Source organism: Lysobacter sp. CFH 32150, from assembly GCF_022758295.1.
GTDB lineage: Bacteria > Pseudomonadota > Gammaproteobacteria > Xanthomonadales > Xanthomonadaceae > CFH-32150.
On sequence record NZ_JALDWJ010000001.1, the window covers coordinates 38,692 to 61,062 of the forward strand.

12 protein-coding genes are annotated in these 22,371 nt (G+C 63.3%); all 12 read right to left on the reverse strand.

The window, feature by feature from the left end; genetic code table 11:
* Positions 1-423: 423 nt before the first annotated feature.
* Entirely contained in the window at positions 424-2,004 is a 1,581-nt protein-coding gene (locus MO486_RS00135) for a sodium/sugar symporter (protein ID WP_242903473.1), read from the reverse strand.
* Between the two features lie 89 nt (positions 2,005-2,093).
* Complete coding sequence (locus MO486_RS00140) at positions 2,094-3,524, reverse strand: sugar porter family MFS transporter (protein WP_242903475.1); 1,431 nt, start codon at positions 3,522-3,524, stop codon at positions 2,094-2,096.
* Between the two features lie 55 nt (positions 3,525-3,579).
* Positions 3,580-4,920: a xylose isomerase gene (xylA, locus tag MO486_RS00145; RefSeq protein ID WP_242903477.1), complete on the reverse strand. Its 1,341-nt coding sequence runs from the start codon at positions 4,918-4,920 to the stop codon at positions 3,580-3,582.
* 38 nt (positions 4,921-4,958) lie between these two features.
* Complete coding sequence (xylB, locus tag MO486_RS00150; RefSeq protein ID WP_242903481.1) at positions 4,959-6,452, reverse strand: xylulokinase; 1,494 nt, start codon at positions 6,450-6,452, stop codon at positions 4,959-4,961.
* The gene (locus MO486_RS00155; RefSeq protein WP_242903483.1) at positions 6,449-8,812 is read right to left on the reverse strand and encodes a glycoside hydrolase family 95 protein; all 2,364 of its coding nucleotides are present in this window, start codon (positions 8,810-8,812) and stop codon (positions 6,449-6,451) included. The genes xylB and MO486_RS00155 overlap by 4 nt, the downstream gene beginning before the upstream one ends.
* Positions 8,813-8,824: 12 nt before the next feature.
* Positions 8,825-11,767 carry a TIM-barrel domain-containing protein gene (locus MO486_RS00160; RefSeq protein ID WP_242903485.1) on the reverse strand — a complete coding sequence of 981 codons (2,943 nt, stop codon included), beginning with the start codon at positions 11,765-11,767 and terminating at the stop codon, positions 8,825-8,827.
* A 50-nt stretch (positions 11,768-11,817) separates the two neighbouring features.
* On the reverse strand, positions 11,818-13,536 hold the full coding sequence (locus MO486_RS00165) for a DUF5597 domain-containing protein (protein ID WP_242903487.1): 1,719 nt from the start codon (positions 13,534-13,536) through the stop codon (positions 11,818-11,820).
* A gap of 26 nt (positions 13,537-13,562) precedes the next feature.
* Positions 13,563-15,446, reverse strand: coding sequence for a sialate O-acetylesterase (locus MO486_RS00170; protein WP_242904570.1), 1,884 nt, complete (start codon positions 15,444-15,446; stop codon positions 13,563-13,565).
* 26 nt (positions 15,447-15,472) lie between these two features.
* The gene (locus MO486_RS00175) at positions 15,473-17,335 is read right to left on the reverse strand and encodes a glycoside hydrolase family 2 TIM barrel-domain containing protein (RefSeq protein ID WP_242903489.1); all 1,863 of its coding nucleotides are present in this window, start codon (positions 17,333-17,335) and stop codon (positions 15,473-15,475) included.
* Positions 17,319-19,529 (reverse strand): exo-alpha-sialidase, encoded by a 2,211-nt coding sequence (locus MO486_RS00180; RefSeq protein WP_242903491.1) that lies wholly within the window; start codon positions 19,527-19,529, stop codon positions 17,319-17,321. Before MO486_RS00180 ends, MO486_RS00175 begins: the two co-directional genes overlap by 17 nt.
* Complete coding sequence (locus MO486_RS00185; RefSeq protein ID WP_242903494.1) at positions 19,526-22,099, reverse strand: exo 1,3/1,4-beta-D-glucan glucohydrolase; 2,574 nt, start codon at positions 22,097-22,099, stop codon at positions 19,526-19,528. Before MO486_RS00185 ends, MO486_RS00180 begins: the two co-directional genes overlap by 4 nt.
* 140 nt (positions 22,100-22,239) lie before the next feature.
* Positions 22,240-22,371: a hypothetical protein gene (locus MO486_RS16370; protein WP_255745326.1), complete on the reverse strand. Its 132-nt coding sequence runs from the start codon at positions 22,369-22,371 to the stop codon at positions 22,240-22,242.

A 22,371-nucleotide genomic window follows, 5' to 3' on the forward strand; every position in this document is an offset into this window, starting at 1 on the left:
CTGCGAGGATCTTGGCAGCTTTTTGAGTCGTAACTTCTGTAGGCGCGTTTGTCCGGCTTCGCGGAACAGGATGCCGCGGAGCCGTTCCGGCGAAATGCGATCACCATCTGGCGACACCAGGACACGGCCAGCCATCCGCCAGCCGGCCCATTGACCGTACAGCGGTGTCAGGTTGTAGACGGTGCGCTCGGCCAGCTGGTACGCACAGTTATTCGGGCACGGCTGGCCCTCAGGCCAACAGGGTGGTCGATCCATGACGGGGGTTCTCGTAGGGGGTAATAGAGAACCAAAACGAGAGGAACAGCTTGATCTGCCCCCATAGCCAACTTCGCATAATGTATATTATGTAAATCAAACGATGTCTCTCCCAAGCCGTCCGCGGCTGCATCCCCCGTCTATCCGGGAATGCAGCCCTTTCACGCCTCACCAGAACAACACGTACAGTGCGACGAGGATGGCGACTACGCCGACGCTGCCGAATCGGAATGCGGCTGGTGTGTGGTAATCCACGTCGTCCGTGCGGATCGGATCCGATGTTGCCGCCGCGGGCGTGATCAGGGATACCAGCACGGCAAGTCCCAGCGACAGCAGGAACACCAGTCCAACGCGGTCGATAAACGGCAGCGATGGCCAGGCCAGCTTCAGCACGACCGACAGTACGAACGAGCCAATGGCGGCAGCCAGCGCGCCGGCTTCGTTGGCGCGCTTCCAGAACAGGCCGAGCAAGAAGATCACGACGATGCCGGGAGTAAAGAATCCGGTGTATTCCTGGATGTACTGGAAGGCCTGGTCGAAGCTGCCTAGCAGTGGCTTGGCGGCGAGAATGGCCAACACGATCGCCACCGCCGCGGCGATGCGTCCCACCCGCACCAGGTGCTTCTGGTGCGAATGCGATTCGTCGGATGTGCCGCTGCCCCACTTGGCATAGAAGTCCAAAGTGAAGATCGTCGCGACGGAATTGATCTTGGATGCAAGCGACGCCACGATCGCCGCCACCAGCGCCGCGAACACCAGGCCGAGCACGCCGCTCGGCAGCAGCCGCATCATCGTCGGGTACGCTTCATCCGGCTTCTGCAAGTCCGGCGCCAGCATGATCGCCGCGATGCCCGGCAGCACGACCACCACCGGCATCAGCAACTTGAGGAATGCAGCGAAGACCACGCCCTTCTGCGCCTCGCCGATGTTCTTCGCTGCAAGTGCGCGCTGGATGATGTACTGGTTGAAGCCCCAGTAGCTGAGGTTCATGATCCACATGCCGCCGATCAGCACGCTGATTCCTGGCAGATCCTTGTAGAACGGATTGTCGGGCGTCAGGATCATCTGGAAGTGTTCCGGATGCGTTTCCCATAGACGCTTGAAGCCGGCAACGATGCCCGCGCCCTCCCCGATCTGGCCCAGGGTAAGCGCCCCGACCGTGAGTCCGCCCAGCACCAGCAACGACACCTGCACGATGTCGGTCAACGCCACCGCTTTCAGTCCGCCGTACAACTGATAAGCCAAGGCGAACAGACCGAGCAGCGACAACGCCAGCATCCGGTCCATACCGGTGACCTGGGTCACTGCGATCGCGCCGAGCCACAGGATCGAGGTCAGGTTGACGAAGACGTAGAGTCCCAGCCAGAACACCGCCATCAGTGAGCGGATGCGCGTGCCGTAACGCCGCTCGAGGAACTGCGGCATGGTGTAGATGTTGTTCTTCAGGAAGATCGGCAGGAAGAATTTGCCGACGATGAGCAGCGTCAGTCCGCCCATCCATTCGTACGATGCGATCGCCAAACCGATCGCATAACCGGAACCGGACATGCCGATGATCTGCTCAGCCGAGATGTTGGCGGCGATCAGCGATGCGCCGATGGCCCACCAGGGCAATGCCTTGCTGGCGAGGAAATAGTCGCTCGCCGACTTCTTGTGGCCCGCTTCCTCGCGGGAGACCAGCTGCGCGAGCACAAAAATACCGACCAGATAGGTCAGTACGATCACGGTATCCAACGTCGACAAGCCCACTGCCCTCTCCCCTGCTAACGATCAGTTCATGCCGCGTGCGCTCGCGAGGATGCGCACGCGGCTTTTTCGTTTACTGAGCGACGTTCTGCTCAGCCTTCCATCTGCTCGAGTTCCCTGCCCTTGGTCTCGTGCACGTACTTCAGCACGAAGAACACCGAGATGATGGCAGCGATGGTGTACAGGCCGTAGGCGCCGGCCAGGCCGATGCTGGTGAGCAGGATCGGGAAGGTCATGGTGATCGCGAAGTTGGAAGTCCACTGCGCGGCACCCGCGACGGCCAGGCCGGAACCGCGGATCTGGTTGGGGAACATCTCGCCCAGCATCACCCACATCACCGGACCCCACGACATGTTGAAGAAGATCACGTAGACGTTGGCGGCAACGAGGGCGAGCACACCCATCGAATCGGACAGCACCAGTTTGCCGGCGCTATCCAGGGAAGCGCTGGCGAAGGCCCAGGTCACCAGCGCCAGCGATACCGCCATGCCGGCCGAGCCGAACCAGAGCAGCGGCTTGCGACCGATCTTGTCGATCAGCACCACCGTCACCAGGCAGGCGCCGATGCTGAGCGCGCCGGACAGCACATTGATCAGCAGCGCATCGCTTTCGGAGAAACCCACCGCCTGCCACAGGACTGCGCCGTAGTAGAACACCACGTTGATGCCGACCAGTTGCTGGAACGTGGCAAGGCCGATGCCGACCCAGACGATCTTGCGGATTTTCCCGGTCGCCTTGTTGATCAGATCGGACAAGCGCGGACGATGATGATCGGCCGACAGGGAAGCATCGATCTCGCCCAACTTGGCGTTTGCTTCCTGCGTGCCATAGAGCCGGGTCAATACGCCCAGTGCGTCCTGCTTGCGGCCCTTCACCACCAGGTAGCGCGGACTCTCGGGGATGAACAGCAGCAGCACCAGGAAGACCGTCGATGGAATCGCCATCATCCAGAACATCCAGCGCCATGCCGCATAACCCATCCACAGCGTTTCGGTGGAAGCGCCCGCGGTCTTGGCCAGCAGGTAGTTGCTGAGGAAGGCGCAGAACAGGCCGCTGATGATCGCGATCTGCTGCACCGTCGCCAACCGGCCGCGATAACGCGCGGACGCGACCTCGGCGATGTAGGCCGGCGACATCACGCTCGCGGCGCCGACGGCAAAGCCGCCCAACACACGCGCGACGATGAACACCAGCGATGTGTTCGCCATGCCCGCGCCGATGGAGGACAGCAGGAACAGCACCGCCGAGATGATCAGCACTGCACGCCGGCCCCAACGGTCTGCCAGGCGGCCGGCGAAGAACGCACCGAATGCGCAACCCAGCAGCATCGAAGCCACTTCGAAGCCAGTGCCTGCGGAACTGGACTGGAAGGTCTGCTTGAGTCCGTCGACGGTGCCATTGATGACGCCACTGTCGAACCCGAACAGGAAACCGCCGATGGTCGCGACGCAGCTGATCAGGATGATGAGGCGGGTGTTCTCGCCGGCAGCTGCGAAGTCTCGCGGGATGGATACGCTCGTCATGAGGACACCTTGGTTATGTGGAGTTGGCGGAGCGACGCAGCGCCATAAGAACGCATTAACGGGTCAGGTACTGGTTGAATAGGTTTTCATACATCTCCAGGCGACCGCTGGTGTTCGCAGGTTCGCCGGAACGAGCCGCCAAATCGCGCAGGCCTACCAGGCTGCCCCTCCCCTGCTCGAAATCGCGTCCGGCGCCCTCCTCGAAGCTGGCGTAGCGCTGTTTGCGCCAGCTTTCCAACGGCGATTCATGCAGCAGCGCATGCGCCACTTCCAGTCCGTGCGCGAATGCATCCATGCCGCCGATGTGTCCCAGAAACAGGTCGGCAGGATCGGTGGATTCGCGACGTACCTTGGCGTCGAAGTTCAGGCCGCCCGGCTGCAGGCCGCCCTGGCGCAACACGACGAGCATTGCGCCGACGGTGTCGTACAGGTCCAGCGGGAACTGGTCGGTATCCCAACCGTTCTGCGGATCGCCGCGATTGGCGTCGATGCTGCCGAGCAAGCCGGCATCGGAGGCGACCTGCAGGTCGTGGGCGAAGCTGTGCCCGGCGAGCGTGGCGTGGTTGGCTTCGATGTTGAGCTTGAAGTCCGCGTCCAGGCCGTGTTGCCGCAGGAAGCCGACCACCGTGGCCGCATCGAAATCGTACTGATGCTTCATCGGTTCCATCGGCTTGGGCTCGATCAGGAAGTTGCCCTTGAAGCCGATGCTGCGACCGTAGTCGCGCGCCAGGGTCAGGAAGCGCGCGAAGTGTTCCTGCTCGCGCTTCATGTCGGTGTTGAGCAATGACGAATAGCCCTCGCGACCGCCCCAGAACACGTAGTTCTCGCCGCCGAGTTCGACCGTGGCATCGAGCGCCGCCTTGATCTGAGCGCCGGCGCGCGCGACCACGGCGAAATCCGGATTGGTCGACGCGCCATTCATGTAACGAGGGTGGCTGAACAGGTTGGCGGTGCCCCACAGCAACTTCAAACCGGTGCTTTTCTGGCGTTCCTTGGCCAGCGCGACCATGTGCTTGAGATTGCCCTCGTACTCGCCGACATCGTTGGCGTCCGGTGCCAGGTCGGTATCGTGGAAACAGTAGTACGGCACGCCAAGCTTGCTGAAGAACTCGAATGCGGCATCGACCCGCGCTTCGGCACGCGCCATCGGCGTGGCCGGCGCATCCCAGCCATGCACGCGCGTTCCCGGTCCGAATGGATCGCTGCCCACCCCACAGAAGCTGTGCCAGTAGCACACCGCGAAACGCAGGTGCTCGCGCATGGTCTTGCCACCGATCTTCTTGTGTTCGTCGTAGACCTTGAACGCGAGCGGATTGTCGGAGCCCTTGCCCTCGAACGGAATGCGGCCGATCCCGGAGAAGTATTCTTTCGCGCCGATGAAGATGTCTTGGCTCATGGTCTTTCTCTTTCAGTTGTGCTGGTAAATGAAGCCGGTCAGCTCGCGTAGAGCGGGCTGACGGCATCGAGGTGCTGCAGGAAACGTTCGTAATGCGAGCGGTAGGCGTCGACGTGATGCGCGTGCGGTTCGGCGGAGTACGCGTCCTGCACGCGGACGTGTTCGAGCACCAGGTCGGCGATGCTGCCCTGCCCTCCACTCTCGCGGTGATGCGACCACAGCGCCTGGAGCGCAGCACCGAATGCGGCGCCTTCGGCGTGCTCCGGCACGCTGACCGGCAACGCGAAGACGTCCGCGACCATCTGCCGCCAGGCTGCGCTTTTGCTGCCTCCGCCCGTCAGGCAGATGCGGTCGAACTGCAAGCCTGCGCCGACGAAGGCGTCGTAACCGTTTCTGAGACTGTAGGTGGCCCCTTCCATCGCGGCGCGATAGGCATTCGCCGGCGTGGTGTTGAGCAGATCCATGCCGAGCAGACAGCCACGGCCGTTGGGCAGGTTCGGCGTCCGTTCGCCGTTGAAGAACGGCAGCAGCACCAGACCGTCGGCACCGGGCTGGGTCGACGCCAGCATCGCTTCGCCCTCGCCGGCCTTCAGCTTGAACAGCCGCGCCATGGCTTCAGTGGCGACGGTGCAATTCATCGTGCAGATCAGCGGCAGCCAGCCGCCGGACGAAGCGCAGAACGCAGCCCAGCCGGCGTCGTGGTCCACCACGGGATGATCGGCGAAGGCGAACAGCGTGCCCGAGGTTCCGAGGCTCATCGTCAAACGACCCGGCACGACGTTGCCGGTGCCGATGGCGGCCATCATGTTGTCGCCTCCGCCGACGGACACGCGCACGTGGGGCGGCAGGCCGAGTTCGCCGGCGGTGGTACGCGATATCGCGAAGGTCGTGCCGAGTTCGGCCAACGGCGGCAGGCATTTGCTGAGATCCCGCTGCGGATCGATCGCTGCCAGCAACTCCGGCGACCACTGGCGACGGCGCACATCGAGCCAGCCGGTGCCGGAGGCATCTCCGTATTCGGTGAAGCGCTGTTCGGTCAGGTAGAAATTGATGTAGTCGTGCGGCAACAACACCGTGGCCAGGTTGCGATAAGCATCTGTACGGTGCTTGCGCGTCCACGGCAATTTGGATGCTGTGTATCCGGCCAGGATCGGATTGCCGGCAAGTTCGATGCAGCGTTGCGCACCTCCGACCGCATCCATGATCTCGCGACATTCCACGGTCGTGCTGGTGTCGCACCAGAGTTTCGCCGGTGCCAGCACGCGTCCTTCGCGATCGAGCGGGACGAAGCCATGTTGCTGGCCGGAGACGCCGATGGCGCTGATGCGCGCGCGCACCGCCGGTCCCAGTTGCGCGAAGCAATCGCGCAGGCCGTCGATCCACCAGCTCGCGAGTTGCTCGCGCGTGCCGTCGTCGCGGCTGATGATTTCCAGCGCCGCGCTGGCGGTGGCGGCGATGTGCCGCCGTTCCGGGTCGTAGGCGACGAGCTTGACGCCCTGCGTACCGATGTCGAGGCCGACGAACAAGCTCATAGCTGCACCAGCTTGCTGCCGCGTAAACCGAAATCGGCCGATTGTCCTGCTGCCAACGTCGCCTCCACTGTCTGTTTGCCATAGGCCAGCGTGTAATCGCCGCCCTGGTCGCTGGTCAGGCGCGCGTTCGACAGGCGCCCTTCCTTCCATTTCAGATCGATACCGGCCGCACCGCGCACACGCAGCCCACGTACTTCCCCGCTCTTCCACTGTTCGGGCAGCGCAGGCAGCAGGAAGATCGATCCACCCCAGCTCTGCAGCAGCATCTCGGTGATCCCGGCGGTGCCGCCGAAGTTGCCGTCGATCTGGAACGGCGGATGCGCATCGAACAGGTTGGGATACGTGCGATCCGGGCTGAGCAGCATGCGCAGGATCTTGTGCGCATGCTCGCCATCGCCCAGGCGAGCCCACAGGTTCAGCCGCCAGCCGATGCCCCAGCCAGTGGCGTCGTCGCCACGGATTTCCAGCGAGCGCTTGGCCGCCGTTGCAAGATCCGGCGTGTCGCGCACGTTGATCTGGCTGCTGGGATGCAGTGCGTACAGATGCGAGACATGGCGGTGATGGATCTCGGGGGCCTGCATGTCCCAGTCCGCACGCCACTCCTGAAGCTGCCCCGCTTTACCGATCCTGTCGGCCGGCAACTGCTTTCGCAGCGTGGTGAGTCGTTCGGCGAACGCGGCATCGACGCCCAGCAATCCTGCCGCCTCGATGCATTGCGCGAACAGGTCTCGCAGCAATTGCGAATCCATCGCTGGTCCTGCGCATAACGACGCGCCATGCGGATGGACGTTCTCCGGCGACATCGATGGGTTGGTCACCATTTCGCCAGTGTCAGGATCGCGCACCAGCACCGCTGCGAAGAATTCCGCAGCGCCCTTGAACAGCGGATAGACCTTCTGCAGATAGGCGCGATCGCGGCCGTAGTCCCAGCGATCCCACAACTGCTGCAGCAACCATGCGCCGCCCATCGGCCACAGTCCCCACTGCGCCCCGTCGATCGGGCCGGTCTGTCGCCACAGGTCGGTGTTGTGGTGCGCGACCCAGCCGGGCGCGCCATACATCACCTTCGCCGTTCGCGCGCCTTTTTCGGCAAGATCGAACAGCATGGCTTCCAGCGGCTCGACGCACTCGTGCAATGCGTTGGCCTCGCTGGGCCAATAGTTCATCTCCGTGTTGATGTTGATCGTGTACTTGCTCTCCCACGGCGGGTCCATCAGATCGTTCCAGATGCCCTGCAGGTTGGCCGGTTGCGTACCGGGGCGTGAGCTTGCGATCAGGAGATAACGGCCGTACTGGTGATAAAGCGCGGCCAGCGCCGGGTCGTTGCCGCTGGCGTACTTCTCGACGCGCTCGTCGGTTGGCAGGTTTTCGGCTTCGTTGCGCCCGAGGTCGATCGCAACGCGGCGGAACAAGCGCTGGTGCTCGGCCACATGCACCGCACGCAGCGCATCGAAACCACGCTGCTGCGCCGCCGCCAGCTGTCGGCGCGTGATGTCCTCCGGATCGCCGCTGACGTCGTCATAGCGGCGGTAACTGGTGGCGGCGGTAAGCAACAGGATGACTTCGTCCGCACCTTCGATCTCGATGCGCTCCTTGCCAACGACCAGCGAACCGCCGCGATTGATCGCCCGCACGCGCGACGCGAACTTCAACTTGCCTTCGATGCCATGTCGCGCGGAATTTCGGCCACGCAACAACAGCGCACCGTCCTCGACCAGCACCTCGCTCTGCTGGTCGCTGTCCAGCGAGACGCGGAGATTGATCGCCCCGGGGCGGTCGGTCGCCAGGCGCATGACGATGCACTGGTCGACGGGCGATACGAAGGCCTCACGCGTATGCACCGTCTGCCATGTGTGGAATTGCGTACGGGTGATGGCGGTATCGAGATCGAGTTCGCGGCGGTAATCGGAGATGTCGGGGATGTCGCGGAAGTCCAGCACCAGGTCGGCCAGCGGCTGGTACGGCATCTGCTTGATCGGGTGCGCCATCATCCTTGCGTTCGCCAAGGCTTCGGCTTCGGCGTAGCGACCCTCGAAGATCAGGCGCTGCACTTCCGGCAACGCTTTCAATGCTTCCGGGTTGTTGGCGTCATGCGGACCACCGGCATACAGCGTGTCGTCATTGAGCTGCAGGCGCTCGTGCTCGATGCCGCCCCACACCATCGCGCCAAGGCGGCCGTTGCCCAGCGGCAACGCCTCGACCCATCGCGTCGCCGGTTTGCGATACCAGAGCTTGAGCGCCTCGCTGCCGACGGCATCGTTCGCATCCGCCGCGTGCATGGCAGACGGCGCGAGGCCCGCAATCGCGAGGCCCGCGCCTACCGCCTTGAACAGCTCACGCCTGGTCAGATCGATGCCCATCTCAGCCTTCGATCACTTGCCCGCAGCCTTCACGGTGATCGGCTTGCCGTCGTACTGCACGGTGGCATCGGTTTTTGGTTCCAAGGCGCCTGCATCGTCGCGTGGACCACTGACCCAACGCACATGGATCGTCCGCGTGGCCTGCATCCCGGGGAACGAACCCTCGCGCGCGCCGATCGACAACTCGCTACTGGCCTGATTCCAGGACAACGGAATGCGACTGAACTGGCCCTTCTCGTAGCCGTAGCTCCTGCCGTCGTCCTCGTACAGCGAGAACTTGCCGTCGGTCCCGGTGTAGACGACGACCGTCAGCGGTGCATCCGGCTTCTCGTCGACGTACTGCAACACCGGACCGGTCGGCACGATCGAACCTGCGCGCACGAACAGCGGCATCCGCGTCAGCGGCGCATTGACCTGGATCGCCTGGCCGCCTTCGTAGCGTTTGCCGGTATAGAAATCCAGCCAGGAAGTACCGGCCGGCAGATACACCTCGCGGCTGGTTGCCTTGAACTGCGTGACCGGTGCGACGAGGAAAGCCGGACCGAACAAGTACTCGTCGTTGATATCGCGGACCTTGGCATCGTTTGGGAAATCCATTGCCAGGCCGCGCATCATGATGCCGTCGCGATGGTAGACGTCGCCCGCGAGCGTGTAGATGTACGGCAGCAGCGTGTAACGCAGGCGATCGTAGTACGCCATGCTGTCGTAGACCGGCGTCCCTTCGGGCGAAATGTTCCAGATCTCGCGATATGGGAACTGGCCATGCGAGCGGAAGATCGGGGCAAAGGCACCGAACTGGTACCAGCGCAGGTTCAGTTCACGCCATTCGTTGAGATGCTTCGGATCCTGGCTGTCGTAGCGCTTCTCCACTGCGAAGCCGCCGATGTCGAAGGTCCAGTTGGCCTGGCCCGACATCGAGATGTTCACACCGGCGGAGATCTGGTCGCGCATGTCGTCCCAACGCGAGACCACATCGCCGCTCCACACCGCTACGGCATTACGCTGCGTGCCGGCATAACCCTTGCGCGACAGGATGAACACGCGCTTGTCCGGATCCTTGGCACGCGAGCCTTCGTACACGGCCTGCGTGTGCGGCAAGGGATACGAGTTGAAGAATTCCGTGGACGGGCCCAGTGCCGTCGGCGTGGTACGTGCCTTGCGCTCGCCGATGTCGAGATTGGAATGCAGATCGGGTTCATCCGAGTCCATCCACCACGCATCCATCCCGAGCACGTTCAACTTGTCGTTGATCTGGCGCCAGTAGATCTCGCGCGCCTCCTTGGCGTACGGATCGTAGAAGGACGACGTGTAGCCCGGGCCGATCCAGTCCTTCTCGCCGACCTCGATGTTGCGTTTGTACATGTAGCCCTTGGCGTCGAGTTCCTTGAAGTTGTCCGTGTTCGGATAGAACTTGGGCCACACCGAGATCATGATCTGCGCGTGGTTGGCGTGGACGTGGTCGACCATGCCCTTCGCGTCCGGGAACCGCGCCTTGTCGAAGTCGTGCGAACCCCAGCTGTTCTCCGGCCAGTACGACCAGTCCATCACGATGTTGTCGACGGGCAGCTTGCGCTTGCGGTACTCGTCCAGTGCACCAGTGAGTTCTGCCTGGGTCTTGTAGCGCTCGCGGCTTTGCCAGAATCCGTAAGCCCACTTCGGAAGCAGTACCGACTTGCCGGTCAGTTGCCGGTAGCCGGCGACAACCTGGTCGGAGGAATCACCGGCGACGAAGTAGTAATCGATCATCTGTCCGGCTTCGGACCACAGCGACAGGTTCTTCGCCTCGTCGGCCGGCAGCGGGTCGCGGTGCAGCAACGCGATGTAGCTCGGATCGATCAGGTTCCACTCGATGCGTAGCTTGTGGCGTTCGCCCGGCTTCATCTCCAGCGCGAATTCGTTGTGCCACGGATTCCAATTCTGGCGCCAGCGATCGACCACCAGCTTGCCGTCGATCCACAACTTGGCGTATTCGCTGGAGTACAGCGAGAAGGTGTGGAGACCTGCGCTCGCTGCCTCGATCTCGCCTTCCCACGTCACCTGCAGGCGTGGCGGCACCTGCCCCTGCCCCGCCGCCGTCGCCTTCGCTTCGACAGGCCACTGCTTGAGGTCCTTGATGTACTGGTAGTTGATCTCCGATTCGCGCCGTTCGACTTTCTGTACGCCACCCACCGAGTAACGCGCGGTCAACGCGCCTTCCTTGCCACTGGCGTCGTATAGCTTCAGCGACGTCGGCAACGGCTGCAGACCACGCGGATCGCCCATGCGCGTGATCGCGTTGTTGTCCCACAGCAAGCCGTAGTTGCGACTGGACACCAGGAACGGCACCGCCATGTCGATGTTGTGCTGCAGCAGTTCGACATTGCGTCCCTTCTGGTTCATCCAGCCCTGCTGGTGCTGGCCGAAACCGTAGATCGCCTCGTCGTCCGGCGATTCGAAGCGCTGGCGCACACTGAAGTAGTCCTTGCCTTCGACCTTCAGCGGCGCGAACGAGCGGCCGCCGACCACTTCCGACAGGACTGGTTTGCCGCTCTTGTCGAGGAAAGCGACGCGACCGGTGTCCGTCGATACTTCGGCGATCACGCGCGCGGTCGCCAGGCGCACCTTGCCGTCGTCGGTGGTCGTCACTTCGAATGCCGGGACTGCGCTGCCGTCTTCGACACGCATCAGGCTCTGCGTGCGTGCAAAGCCGCCGTCAGGATCGGCGCTGACGCGGATGATGCCGTCGCTGACCACCTGCAGCCGTACATCGGCAGCACCTTGTACCGTCGGATGCACGACGATGCCGCGGTCGACCTTTTCGTAAGCTTGCGATTCCGACGTTGCCGAAGCCGGCACTGTTGATGGTTCGTTACCCGCTCCGCAGGCCGACAGCAGCGCGACCGCCAGCCACGGCAGCCATCGGTGCGCGGAGACTGCTCGCGATAGCGAGGAGGCTGGATCAACGGAACAGGTCATGCCGGAATACCTCTGGGAATGTTGTGCGGACAGATGGGCATCAACGCGGGTCATTGCGCATCCACTGAAGATGCAGGTGCAGGCGCGGCTTCGTACGTCGCCAGCTTCACGCGCAGCAATTGCACGGCGCTGGAAAAATTGAGCCCGTAATCGGTCTGGTCGCCGTTCCAGATGCGCAGGAATTTCCATTCCCCACCCTGGTAAGTGCCTTCCTCGACCCGGTCGTAGATCATTTGGACGTCCTTGCCGGCCGGATAGATCGTCACGCGCGAGTGATAACCGGTGACGAGGAATTCATCCGGCGCCAGTTCGACGATCAATGCCGCTCCGGTCGGTTCCGGATTTCCCTGCGGTGGGCCGGAGAACCAGAACTGCGGCACGCCGTAGGTGACCACGGCGTTCCAGCGCTCATTCAATTGCAGGTGTTGTTCGGGTTCGCCCGCCTGCTCGGCGGTGCCGCGTACCTTGCCGGCGAAGCTCTGCTTCGCAATCAGCCGCGCCGCCGGCTTCACCAGCTTGTAGTTGAGTGCGAACGGCGCCAGCGTTTCGGCATCCATGCGCTTCGCGCCGAGCGGCCAATTGGAATATTTTGTGAAGTCGATTCCGAACGGCGACCAGCCAATGGCCTGCCGTCCAAGCGCGGAGAAGAAGAATCGAGCGAAGGGCTTGTCGTTGCCGGTTTCGGCGACGAACAGCGCGTTGTCTGGCCGTGAGTACCGATCGAGCACGGCGACCTGCTTCTCGTACTCGCGCATGTAGATGTCCGGCGCGAGCAGGTCGATGTTGGGCGCGGCCAGCTTGTAGACGTCCAGCACGTTGTCGGTCGGACCGCCGCTTTCGTACTGGCCTGGCAGACCGGGCGTGAACGGGTCGCGCAATGCGCCATTGACGTACATCGGCAGCGGATACTCCGCCTTGCCGGTTGCCGCGACCTGGTCGATGTATTTCGCGACGTGCCAGGCGTGGAAGAACTCATCCGCATCCTTGCCGAACACCTGTCTCCAGCTGCCGGGTTGCTTGTTCAACCCCTTCGCCAGCGCCTCGGGAACCGGCCCGTCGAAGACCTGTTGCGCCAGCGGCGAGAAATCACGAGGCGAACCGTAAGTGCCCGGCTCGTTTTCCGGCTGGATCATGATGACGGTGCGCTGCGGGTCCGCCTGTTTGAGATGACGCATCAGCTGCACGAACGCTTTCCTGTCGGCTTCCAGCGTTGCTTTGGCGAGCGGCGACAGGGAATTGAGGGTCTTGCCGTCGGCGGTGATAACCCGCGGGAAACGCTTGTTGTCCAGCTTGACCCACGCTGGCGCGTAATTGGGTCCGTTGTTCTTCCACGTGGCGAACCACAGCAGCACCAGGCGCTTGTCGCGCTCGCGGGCCTGCGCGAGAAGCGTGTCGAGGAACGAGAAATCGAAAGTGCCCTCTTTCGGCTCGATCTGTTCCCACGAGATCGGCACCATCACCGTATTGGGGTCGACCATTTCGATTGCAGGCCACACCTGCGGCAACATTCCCGGCCAAGCGCTGGAGTTATTGATCTGCGCGCCCAGGATGAGGAAGGGTTCGCCGTCGACCAGCAAGGCGTGGCGCCCGTTCTCGGTGACCAGCCTGGGAATGGGCGCTTCGGCGGAGCGCTTGGCTTGTGGAGCATCGGCATCCTGCGCGGACGAAGGCAGGCGACCGCAGGCGGCAGCCACCAGAAACATTGCCAGCAGTGCGGCATTGCGCAGGAACGCGCGCGAGGTTCGCGAAATACGCCTTTCCAATCGCATCACCGATACTCCTGAAGTCAATGCAGTCATTGCCAGTCGTCCGTACGGAATGGCGAGGCCGGCAATCCTTCACGATTGGCCAGGTTCGCCTGCTCCGGATTGTCGCTCCACGCGTAGCGCACTGCCCGCGGCCGTGCGACGGCATCGCTGGACACAACGACACGGTTGCCCTTGATCACGGCGATTGCCGGGTGGAAGTGGTGGTCGTCGCCGGCGACCTCGAAGCCTTGTACGGCCTGGTTGCCACGTGTCGTCAGCGCACTGCCCTGCATGTCGAACTTGATGCGCACGCTGCCGCGACCGAACTTCGCCGTGCGGTACACCGGCCCGGAGTGCACCAGCGATTCACCATAGGTGACGTGGCGCGCTGCCAAGGCAAGCCGGCGGCCGACTTCCTGCTTGTTGAGCGGATGGATGTCAGTCGGATTGCCAATATCGATGGTCACAACCTGTGCAGTGGCAGGCAATGCCAGTGCGCGCGACTGCGATTCGCGCAACATCGCCCACGGGCTGTGCGTCGCGGTATCCCCACCGGAGCGGAAGTTGGCCAGCTGCGCCCACAGGAACGGCAACTCCGGCTGCGTCCAGTCATTGCGCCAGGCTCGGATCATCGTCGCGAACTGGTCGCGGTAGCGATAGGCAAGCTCGGCGCTCGCGTTGGCTTCGCCCTGGTACCAGATGACACCACGCAACGGATACGGCTGCAGCGGGTGGATCATCTGGTTGAACAGCAATGTCGCGATCTGGTTCTTGTCGTCCTGCATGGCCACGGTGACCGTGGCGGGACGGAATTTCCACGATGCTGGCAACGCGCGTCGCGCGGCCCCCTGTGGATGCACATACACCAGGCCGGCATCGCCATGGATTCCGCCACCACCGCCGGTGTCGGTCACGCGGACGGCCAGATGATTGATTCCTTTCCGCAACGCTTGCGGAGCGATGCGGTATTCGCGCGGCGTATTCCAGCGATTCTTCAGCCCGCCGACTGGTTGACCGTTGACCCACGCTTCGTCTGAGTCGTCGATCATGCCGAGGCCCAGCACCACGCCTGCCGCAGCTTCCTCCGCGCTCAGTTCGAACGTCGTGCGATACCAGGCCACGCCGTCCATGCCGGTGTAACCCGATGTTTCCCACAGACCGGGTACTGGCATGGCATCCCAATCACGATCGTCCACGTCGACATCCTTCCACGACGCATCGTCGGCACCTTCGGGCCAACGCGCCATGCGCTGCCGCGTCGATGCCAGCGCACGATCGTCGGCCGCGCGCACGTCGCGTAACTTCGCAGCTGTCGTCGCGGCGTCGACGCCCTGCGACGAGGCGTCCATCCACGCTTCGATGCTGCTGCCGCCCCAAGTGCTGTCGACGATGCCGATCGGCACGTCGCTATTTGCGCGCAGTTCGCGCGCGAAGTAGTAGGCGACGGCGGAGAACTGGCCGACCGTCTGCGGCGATGCCGCACGCCACTGACCTCCAGTGAGGCGCGCTTCGGGCTTGCTCGACCAGGACCTGGGTACCTTGAAATGGCGGATGCGGGAATCGTTCGCGCGAGCGATTTCCTGCTCGGCGTCCTGCGCCTGTTCCACTGGCCATTCCATGTTCGATTGGCCCGAGGCCAGCCACACATCGCCAACCAGCACATCGCGCACGGCGACGGTGTCGCCATCGCCTTCGCGGACGTTCAACACGAAAGGACCGCCCGCTGCATGCGCAGGAAGTTCGACGCGCCAGGCGCCATCGCGATCAGCAGTAACCTTGGCGCTGCGACCATCGAACGCGACTTCGATCTTCGCCCCCGGTGTCGCCCAGCCCCAGACCGGCAGCGGCCGATCGCGCTGCACCACGGCACCATCTGAAAACATCAATGGCAGCGTGACTTTGGCTTGCGCGAGTGGCGCTGCCAACAGCATCAGTGCAAACCAGGTCGAATAACGCTTCAAAGCTTCGCCTCCACGTAATAGTCCCGAATGATCTGCCAAGCCAGCTTGCGCTCCCCTCGTTCGGATAGCAGGCCCTTGCGGTTGTACCCCGCCTGGAACGGATGGATGCGCACGGGCGAACGGAAGTCCATCAGCACCCAGGGCACCACACCACGCAGGAACGGAATTCGCTCGAGCATGCGCAGTTGCTTGCGATAGAACTCGGCTTGGAATTCCTCGTTCCAGCCAGAGGCCACATCGTCCGCTCCGTGATTGCCGTACCGAGCTTCGGCGCCGAATTCGCTGATCAGCAGCGGCTTCCCGAACGGCTTCCACACGGCTTGCTCGGGCTCGACCGGCCATGGTGTGTACCAGCCGAAGTACTCGTTGACGCCGACTACATCGAGCGATGCCACCAGCGGATCGGCGACGGTCAGCGTGTGGGCATCGAAGCCCGGCGCATACAGCGCTGCACTCACCAGCCGGGTGGGATCAAGTCGACGTGCATGTTGCGCCAGTGCGGACAGTGCCGTATCGCGTTGCGGATTTGGCGAGGTTTCATTGGCGATGCCCCATAGCGCCACCGCAGCACGATTGCGATCGCGCCCGACCATCTCCGCCAACATCGTCTCCAGTTTGGCTTGCATGCCAGCGTCAGCGAAGTCGATGCCCTGGTAGACCGGGATTTCCTGCCACAGCAGCAATCCCATGCGGTCCGCCAAGCGGACAAGATGCTCGTTGTGCGGGTAATGGGCCAGGCGCACGAAGTTCGCGCCCAATTGCCTGGCCTGTTCCAGGAGACGCTTTGCATCCGCTTCGGAGTGAGCGCGGCGGCCGTCGATCTCTTCGTGCAGATTGACACCGCGCAGGAACAGCGGCTTGCCGTTGAGCAGGATTTCGTCGCCGCGCACAGCGAGACTGCGGAAGCCGATGTCTTCCTCCAGCGCTTCGTCGCGGGTGGAAACCTCGATGCGATACAGCTTTGGCTGCTCCGGCGACCACAATGCGAACTGTGCATCGAAGCGCACACGCGCGTAGCCATCCGCATCGGTTTGCGTGCGCACGTCCACCTTCAACTCGGGAACGCGCACGGTGACCTGTTGCCGCGGTGTGCCGCCGGCAACCTTCACCCAGCCGTCGACGTGTTGCAGCGAATCGGGTGCCAGCTGGATGGAATAATCCTGGATGTAGCTCCGCGGCGTTTCGACCAGATCCACATCGCGGGTCAGACCGCCATAGTTGAACCAGTCGAAGCCCTGCGCCGGAACGCCGTCCTTGCGGCGATCGTTGTTGACGTGCACCAGCAGACGGTTCTCGCCGTCCTGCAGCAGGTCCGTGAGTTCGAACTGGAACGGCGTGAATCCACCTTCGTGGCTGCCGAGTTTCTTGCCGTTGAGAAACACATCCGCGCGGTAATTGGCACCGCCGAAGTGGACGAACAGGCGACGCCCTTCACCAAGCTCGTACCTGAATGCCTTGCGATACCACACCGAACCTTCCAACCACGTCAGGTCCCGCCGCTGCGTGTTGAAATCACCCGGTACGTCCAGCGTGATGGTGTCATCGAAGCCGTATTCGTAGAACTCGGTCTTGCTTTCGGCGGTTCGATCTTTCCATACCGCTTTCCAGTCGCCGATGCCGGAAGCGTACGGGTCTACCAACACCTGCCACTTGCCGTTGAGACTATGCCGCTTGCGTGCCGGCAGGTTTGTCAGCGGCGCGGATGCAACGCCTGCAGCAGCCGGAAGCGCTTCGCGCACGCGTTCTTGCGGGCGCGCGGTGTAACCCTGTGCCTTCGCCAGCAACGGCTGGAGTGTCAGCAGCGCAATGGCGAGCCGACGGGCGAAGCGCATTTTCTTGGAGTCAGCGCGGATCGCCATACAGGATTCCCCGCCCGCTGGCGGCGAAATACACGCGACCATGGATCCGCGGATCGCCGGTGACGCGCCAGATCTTGCCGAAGCGATGCGCGTCGTCGTCGATGCGCTGCCAGCTGCTGCCGTCGTCATCGGAGCGGAACAGGCCTGCCTTGCCATCAACTTTGCCGGCCACGAACAATGTTGGCGCAGTGCTGCCTTCCTTCGGTTTGCCCAGGCCTAGCGATTCGATGTGCTCCACACCCGCCAATCGCTCCAGCTTGCCTGCCGACCAGCGCAGCAAACCGCGCCAGGATGCAGTGAGATAGACCACCGCACTGCGCTGCGGATCCGGATGGATTTCAGGGCGGAACCAGTCGCCGAATTCGCCAACGCCTCCGGCGACTTCCTTGAACTCAACGCCGCCGTTGCCGCTGACGTAGAGCTTGCCGGTAGCACCATCGAATGCGTAGTAGATGCCTTCATCGACCTTGTCGGCTTCGATCACCGCGCCATCGGGCACACCCTTGACCTTTTGCCAGTGCTTGCCGAAATCTGCGGTGATCCACGCGCCGGATTTCACCGGCGTCCAGATCACGCGCTTGCCGTCGGCGGCGATCGTGATGTGCCCTGCCCCTTCGCTCGTCTGCGGCGGTTCGTTGGCGAAGGGCTGCCACGTGGTGCCGCCATCCTGCGACCACGCTGCACGCACTTCGTTGTTACGGCGGTCGCGGATGCGCCCGCTGCGCACAACGATCTGCGGCGCTTGTCCGGCGAAGGCCATGCTTTCGGTGTTGGTGAGGCGCGGGCCGGCAAACTGCAACGTCGGCTTGTCCACGTCGTCGTGGCGGAAGCCGTCGATGTCGCCCACGCCGCTCAGTAGATGCGCGCCTTGCGGCGGGCTGATCAAAGCCAGCGGTACCGTTTCCTCCAGGCCGGCGTTCTTGAACCACCACTCCACACCCTGGCCGCGATCGGATGTAGTCAGGTTGCGCGAGGCCCAAAGCCCGTAGCCGGTGACGAAGATCGCGTGATCCGCATCGAAGGGATCGATCTCGATGTCCGCCATCCAGTGCGGATAAGCATCGCGCGTCCACGCCGCAGCCGAGTGATCGAAGCGGGAATGCTGCAGCAACGGCGTCCAATGCTTGCCGCCATCAGTGCTACGGAAGATCTCGTCGTGCGGCTCATAACGACAGAACGTGGTGGCGAGCAGGACCTGCGGATTGCGTGGATCCACCGTCACCGCGCCCCAGCCGAAACCGTCCCGTTCGGTGTCGGTGGATTGCGGCGCGGGCGTGATGTCTTCCCATTCGCCCGAGGTCGGCGTGTATTTCCACACCGCGCCGTTGTTCATGGTGTTGGGGCCGGGTTCGTCGCCGTAGCTCAGGTAGAAGGCGCCATCGCTCGCGTGCACCATGTGGTTGGGGCGCAGGCCCTTCGGCTGCTTCGGCACCGCGATCCATGTCGCGCCGCCATCGTTGGATTCGTACAGGCTGGTGTCGCGGGTGGAGACGCCGGCGTACAGCTTCGGCGTCGCCCTGCCCGGCTGACTGCTGGCCGGATCGAACACCACGAACACGATGCCCACCGGTTGCAAACCGGCCCATGACGTCTGCACACCGGCGGACACGGAGGTGGCGATGTTGGTAAAAGATTTGACCGGGGCCCAGACGGCGCCACCGTCCTCGCTGCGCCACAGTCCCGCGTTGCGCGAGCCGAAGAACACCACGCGTCCATCGCTGGGATCGACCGCCAGCCTCTCACCGTTGCCGCGACCCATCTCGTTGCCGCCCAGCTTGAACGGCAGGTTGGTGCGCTGGAACGTGCGGCCGCGATCAGATGAACGCAGGATCGCGCCGTTGCCTACCTTCGCGTTGAGATAGGTGCCTGCTGCCAGGTACAGCCGCTCGGGATCGGAGGGATCGATCGCGATGCTTTCGATGCCCATCAGGTTGTCGTCTTCGGGACCGAGCCAGTCGGTCAGCGCAATCCAGCGCTGCAACTTGTCGTCCCAACGATAGGCGCCGCCGACGTCGGTGCGCGCGTAAGCAAGACCCTTCTCTCGTGGATGGAACGTCACGCCGGTGACGAATCCGCCGCCACCGATGGCCACGTTCTTCCATTCGTACGGCGCAGCCGCATCCGCGGCACGCGCAGCGCCGATACTGCCGACAACAAGCAACGCAGCCAGGCAGTAGGAGCGCACGCTGATCATTGGCCGGGACACACCGCGCCGGCCGGGTCCGCCACCAGTCGCACTTCCGCTATCGACAGTTCGAACGCGGCAGCCGTGCTCAGTACGAACGGTTCGACGACATTCGCCAGCTTCGCGCCCGCCTTGCGGAAACAGTCGAGCCTGAATTTGACCGTGCGCCACTGCCCGGCCGGAGGTGCGTTGAAGATCGAAGTCACGTCGACGGCGCCGCGACAACCCGCGCCGCAATCCATTGCAAGCGACACTGGTCCCTCCGGCGCGCTGTCGACGCGGTATTGCAGCTGCAACACCATGTCGGCGTTGGCCTGGCGTTCGAGGTTCACCGACTTCTCAGCGGCATTGCTGACGACGGCCACCGATGCTTCGCTGCTGCCACTCCAGCGCAGGCGACGTCCACCTTCCTGGATGCCGTTGGCGTCGGTGGCACGCAACGACAATGCGCCGCCGTCGGAGTCCGCGCTGTTGCCTGTGGCGAGCGTCGTTTTTGCGTCGTGGCGCAAAGCCAACTGCCATGGCGGCAGGCTGCGCCCGTTGCGGTAGTAGTTGCCGGCGTTGGTAGTGGCGGCACTCACGCCGGAGACTTCGGCGAGCATCGGCACGGTCGTTGTCGATGCATAGGTCAAGCCATAGCCGAGTGGAAACAACGGGTCGTAGTTCGCCTGGCCCTTGTTCAATTCCAGTTGCGCCGCGGTGCGTGGCCATGAGAACGACAACTTGCCGTGAAAATCATGACGCGGCTTGCCATCGGCGCCAGCGACCAGCACGTCGGCGATGCCGCCGCCTTCGGTGCCCGGCAGCCATGCTGCGACGAAAGCGTCGGAAGCGTTGAGCTCCGGGTTCACCCACAACGGACGTCCGGACAGGAACACCGATACGACCGGAATGCCCTGCGCTTTCAGCTTCTTCAACAAGGCAAGGTCCTGTTTCTCGCCCGGCTGGAATTCGAGGGTCTGGATGTCGCCAACAAGTTCCGCGTAAGGCGTTTCGCCATACACCACGATGGCCACGTCGGGACGCTGCTTGAACTTCCCGTCGACGCTCAACTCCGCAAGTCCGCCGCTCGACTGCAGCGCCTCGCGCAAGCCTTCGAAAATCGTCTGCGCATTCGGGAAATCGGCACGCTGGTTGCCCGTGCCCTGCCACGAGAGGCTCCAACCACCGGACTGCTGGCCAACGTCGTCGGCACCGGAACCGGCGACGAGCACTTTCGCCGACGCCTTGATCGGCAACACCCCACCATTGTTCTTCAGCAGCACGAGCGATTTGCGAACCACCTCGCGTGCCAGTGCGCGATGCTCGGGCGCACCGATCACGCCAGCCTTGCCTTCCCATGGACGCGCCTGATCGAACAGGCCCAGGCGATACTTGACCCGCAGGATGCGGCGTACCGCATCGTCGATGCGCGCCATTGGTATTTCGCCGGAGCGTGCCTGGGCCAGCGTGTTCTCGTACAGGCCTTTCCAGCTGTCCGGCGCCATCGCCATGTCGACGCCGGCATTGAAGGTCGCGGCGCAACTCTCGTTGCTGCAACCGGGAATTTGTCCGTGCCCGTTCCAGTCGCCGACGACGAAACCGTCGAAGCCCATGCGCCCTTTCAGCACATCGGTCAGCAGGCTGCGGTTGCCGTGCATCTTCACGCCCTGCCAGCTCGAGAACGATGCCATCACCGTCATCGCGCCGGCTTCTATCGCAGCGGGATAGCCCGCAGCATGGATGCGGATCAGGTCCGCTTCGCTGGAGCGGTTGTCGCCCTGATCCATGCCGGCGTGGGTGCCACCATCGCCGAGGAAGTGCTTGGGCGAAGATGCGACATGGCCGCTTTGCAAAGGTAGTTGCGCGCCTGCTTCACCCTGCAAACCGAGCACCATCTCGCTGGCATAACTGCGGACCAGATCAGGATTCTCGGAATAGCCTTCGTACGCACGACCCCAGCCGTCGTTCTGCGGTACGGCCAGCGTCGGTCCGAACGCCCAGTCGATGCCGACTGCTGCGGTTTCCGCCGCGGTGGCGGCGCCGATGCGACGCATCAATGCAGGATCGTTCGCAGCACCCAGCGCGATGTTGTGCGGGTAGATCACCGCACCGATCACGTTGTTGTTGCCGTGCACGGCGTCGATGCCGAACATCACCGGGATCGGCACGTGGCCTTCGCGTTCCTCGAGTGAAATGGTGCGATAGGCGCGGGCGGTTTCGATCCACGGTCCGGCCGGCGCGCGATCGGGCGCGCCCAGCGGTGGCGAGTTGCCGCCGGCGAGGATCGAACCGAGCGGATATTTGCGCAGGTCTTCGGGGCGGACGCTGGAGATGTCGCCCTGGATCATCTGGCCGACCTTTTCCTCCAGGCTCATCTTCGCCATCAGTTCGCCGACGAAGGCTTCGGTCTCCGCGTTCTTCAAGCCGTGGCTGGCCGACTTTGGCCACGAGGCTGGATTCGCAATGCCGGCCGTCGCAGCCTGCGGTGCGGGCGGTGGCGCAGCTTGTGGGCCGCATGCGCACAACATCAGGGCCGCAGTTAGTCCCGCTGCGATCGATCGTGAGGTCGCGACGGATTGGCGTGGCATCTTCTTCATTGAGTCTCGGCGGTTCGGGTTCGAGGTTGGATCTTCAGCACGACCACCCCATGCGTTGCACCATTGCGGAGTAGTTGCTTGCCGGAGCGAGGTCTTCATGTCGCCACAGGTCATGTACCGATGCCGGCAGCTCGCGCGGTTCAGTTGTTCCAGTCGATACCGATCTCGGTCGGTGCCTGCACACCGATCCAAACGTGGTTGTTGATGGTGTAGAACAGCGAGGCATCCAGCTGACCGAGGAAGGGGAGGAAGCACCTCCCCTTCCCAGTCAC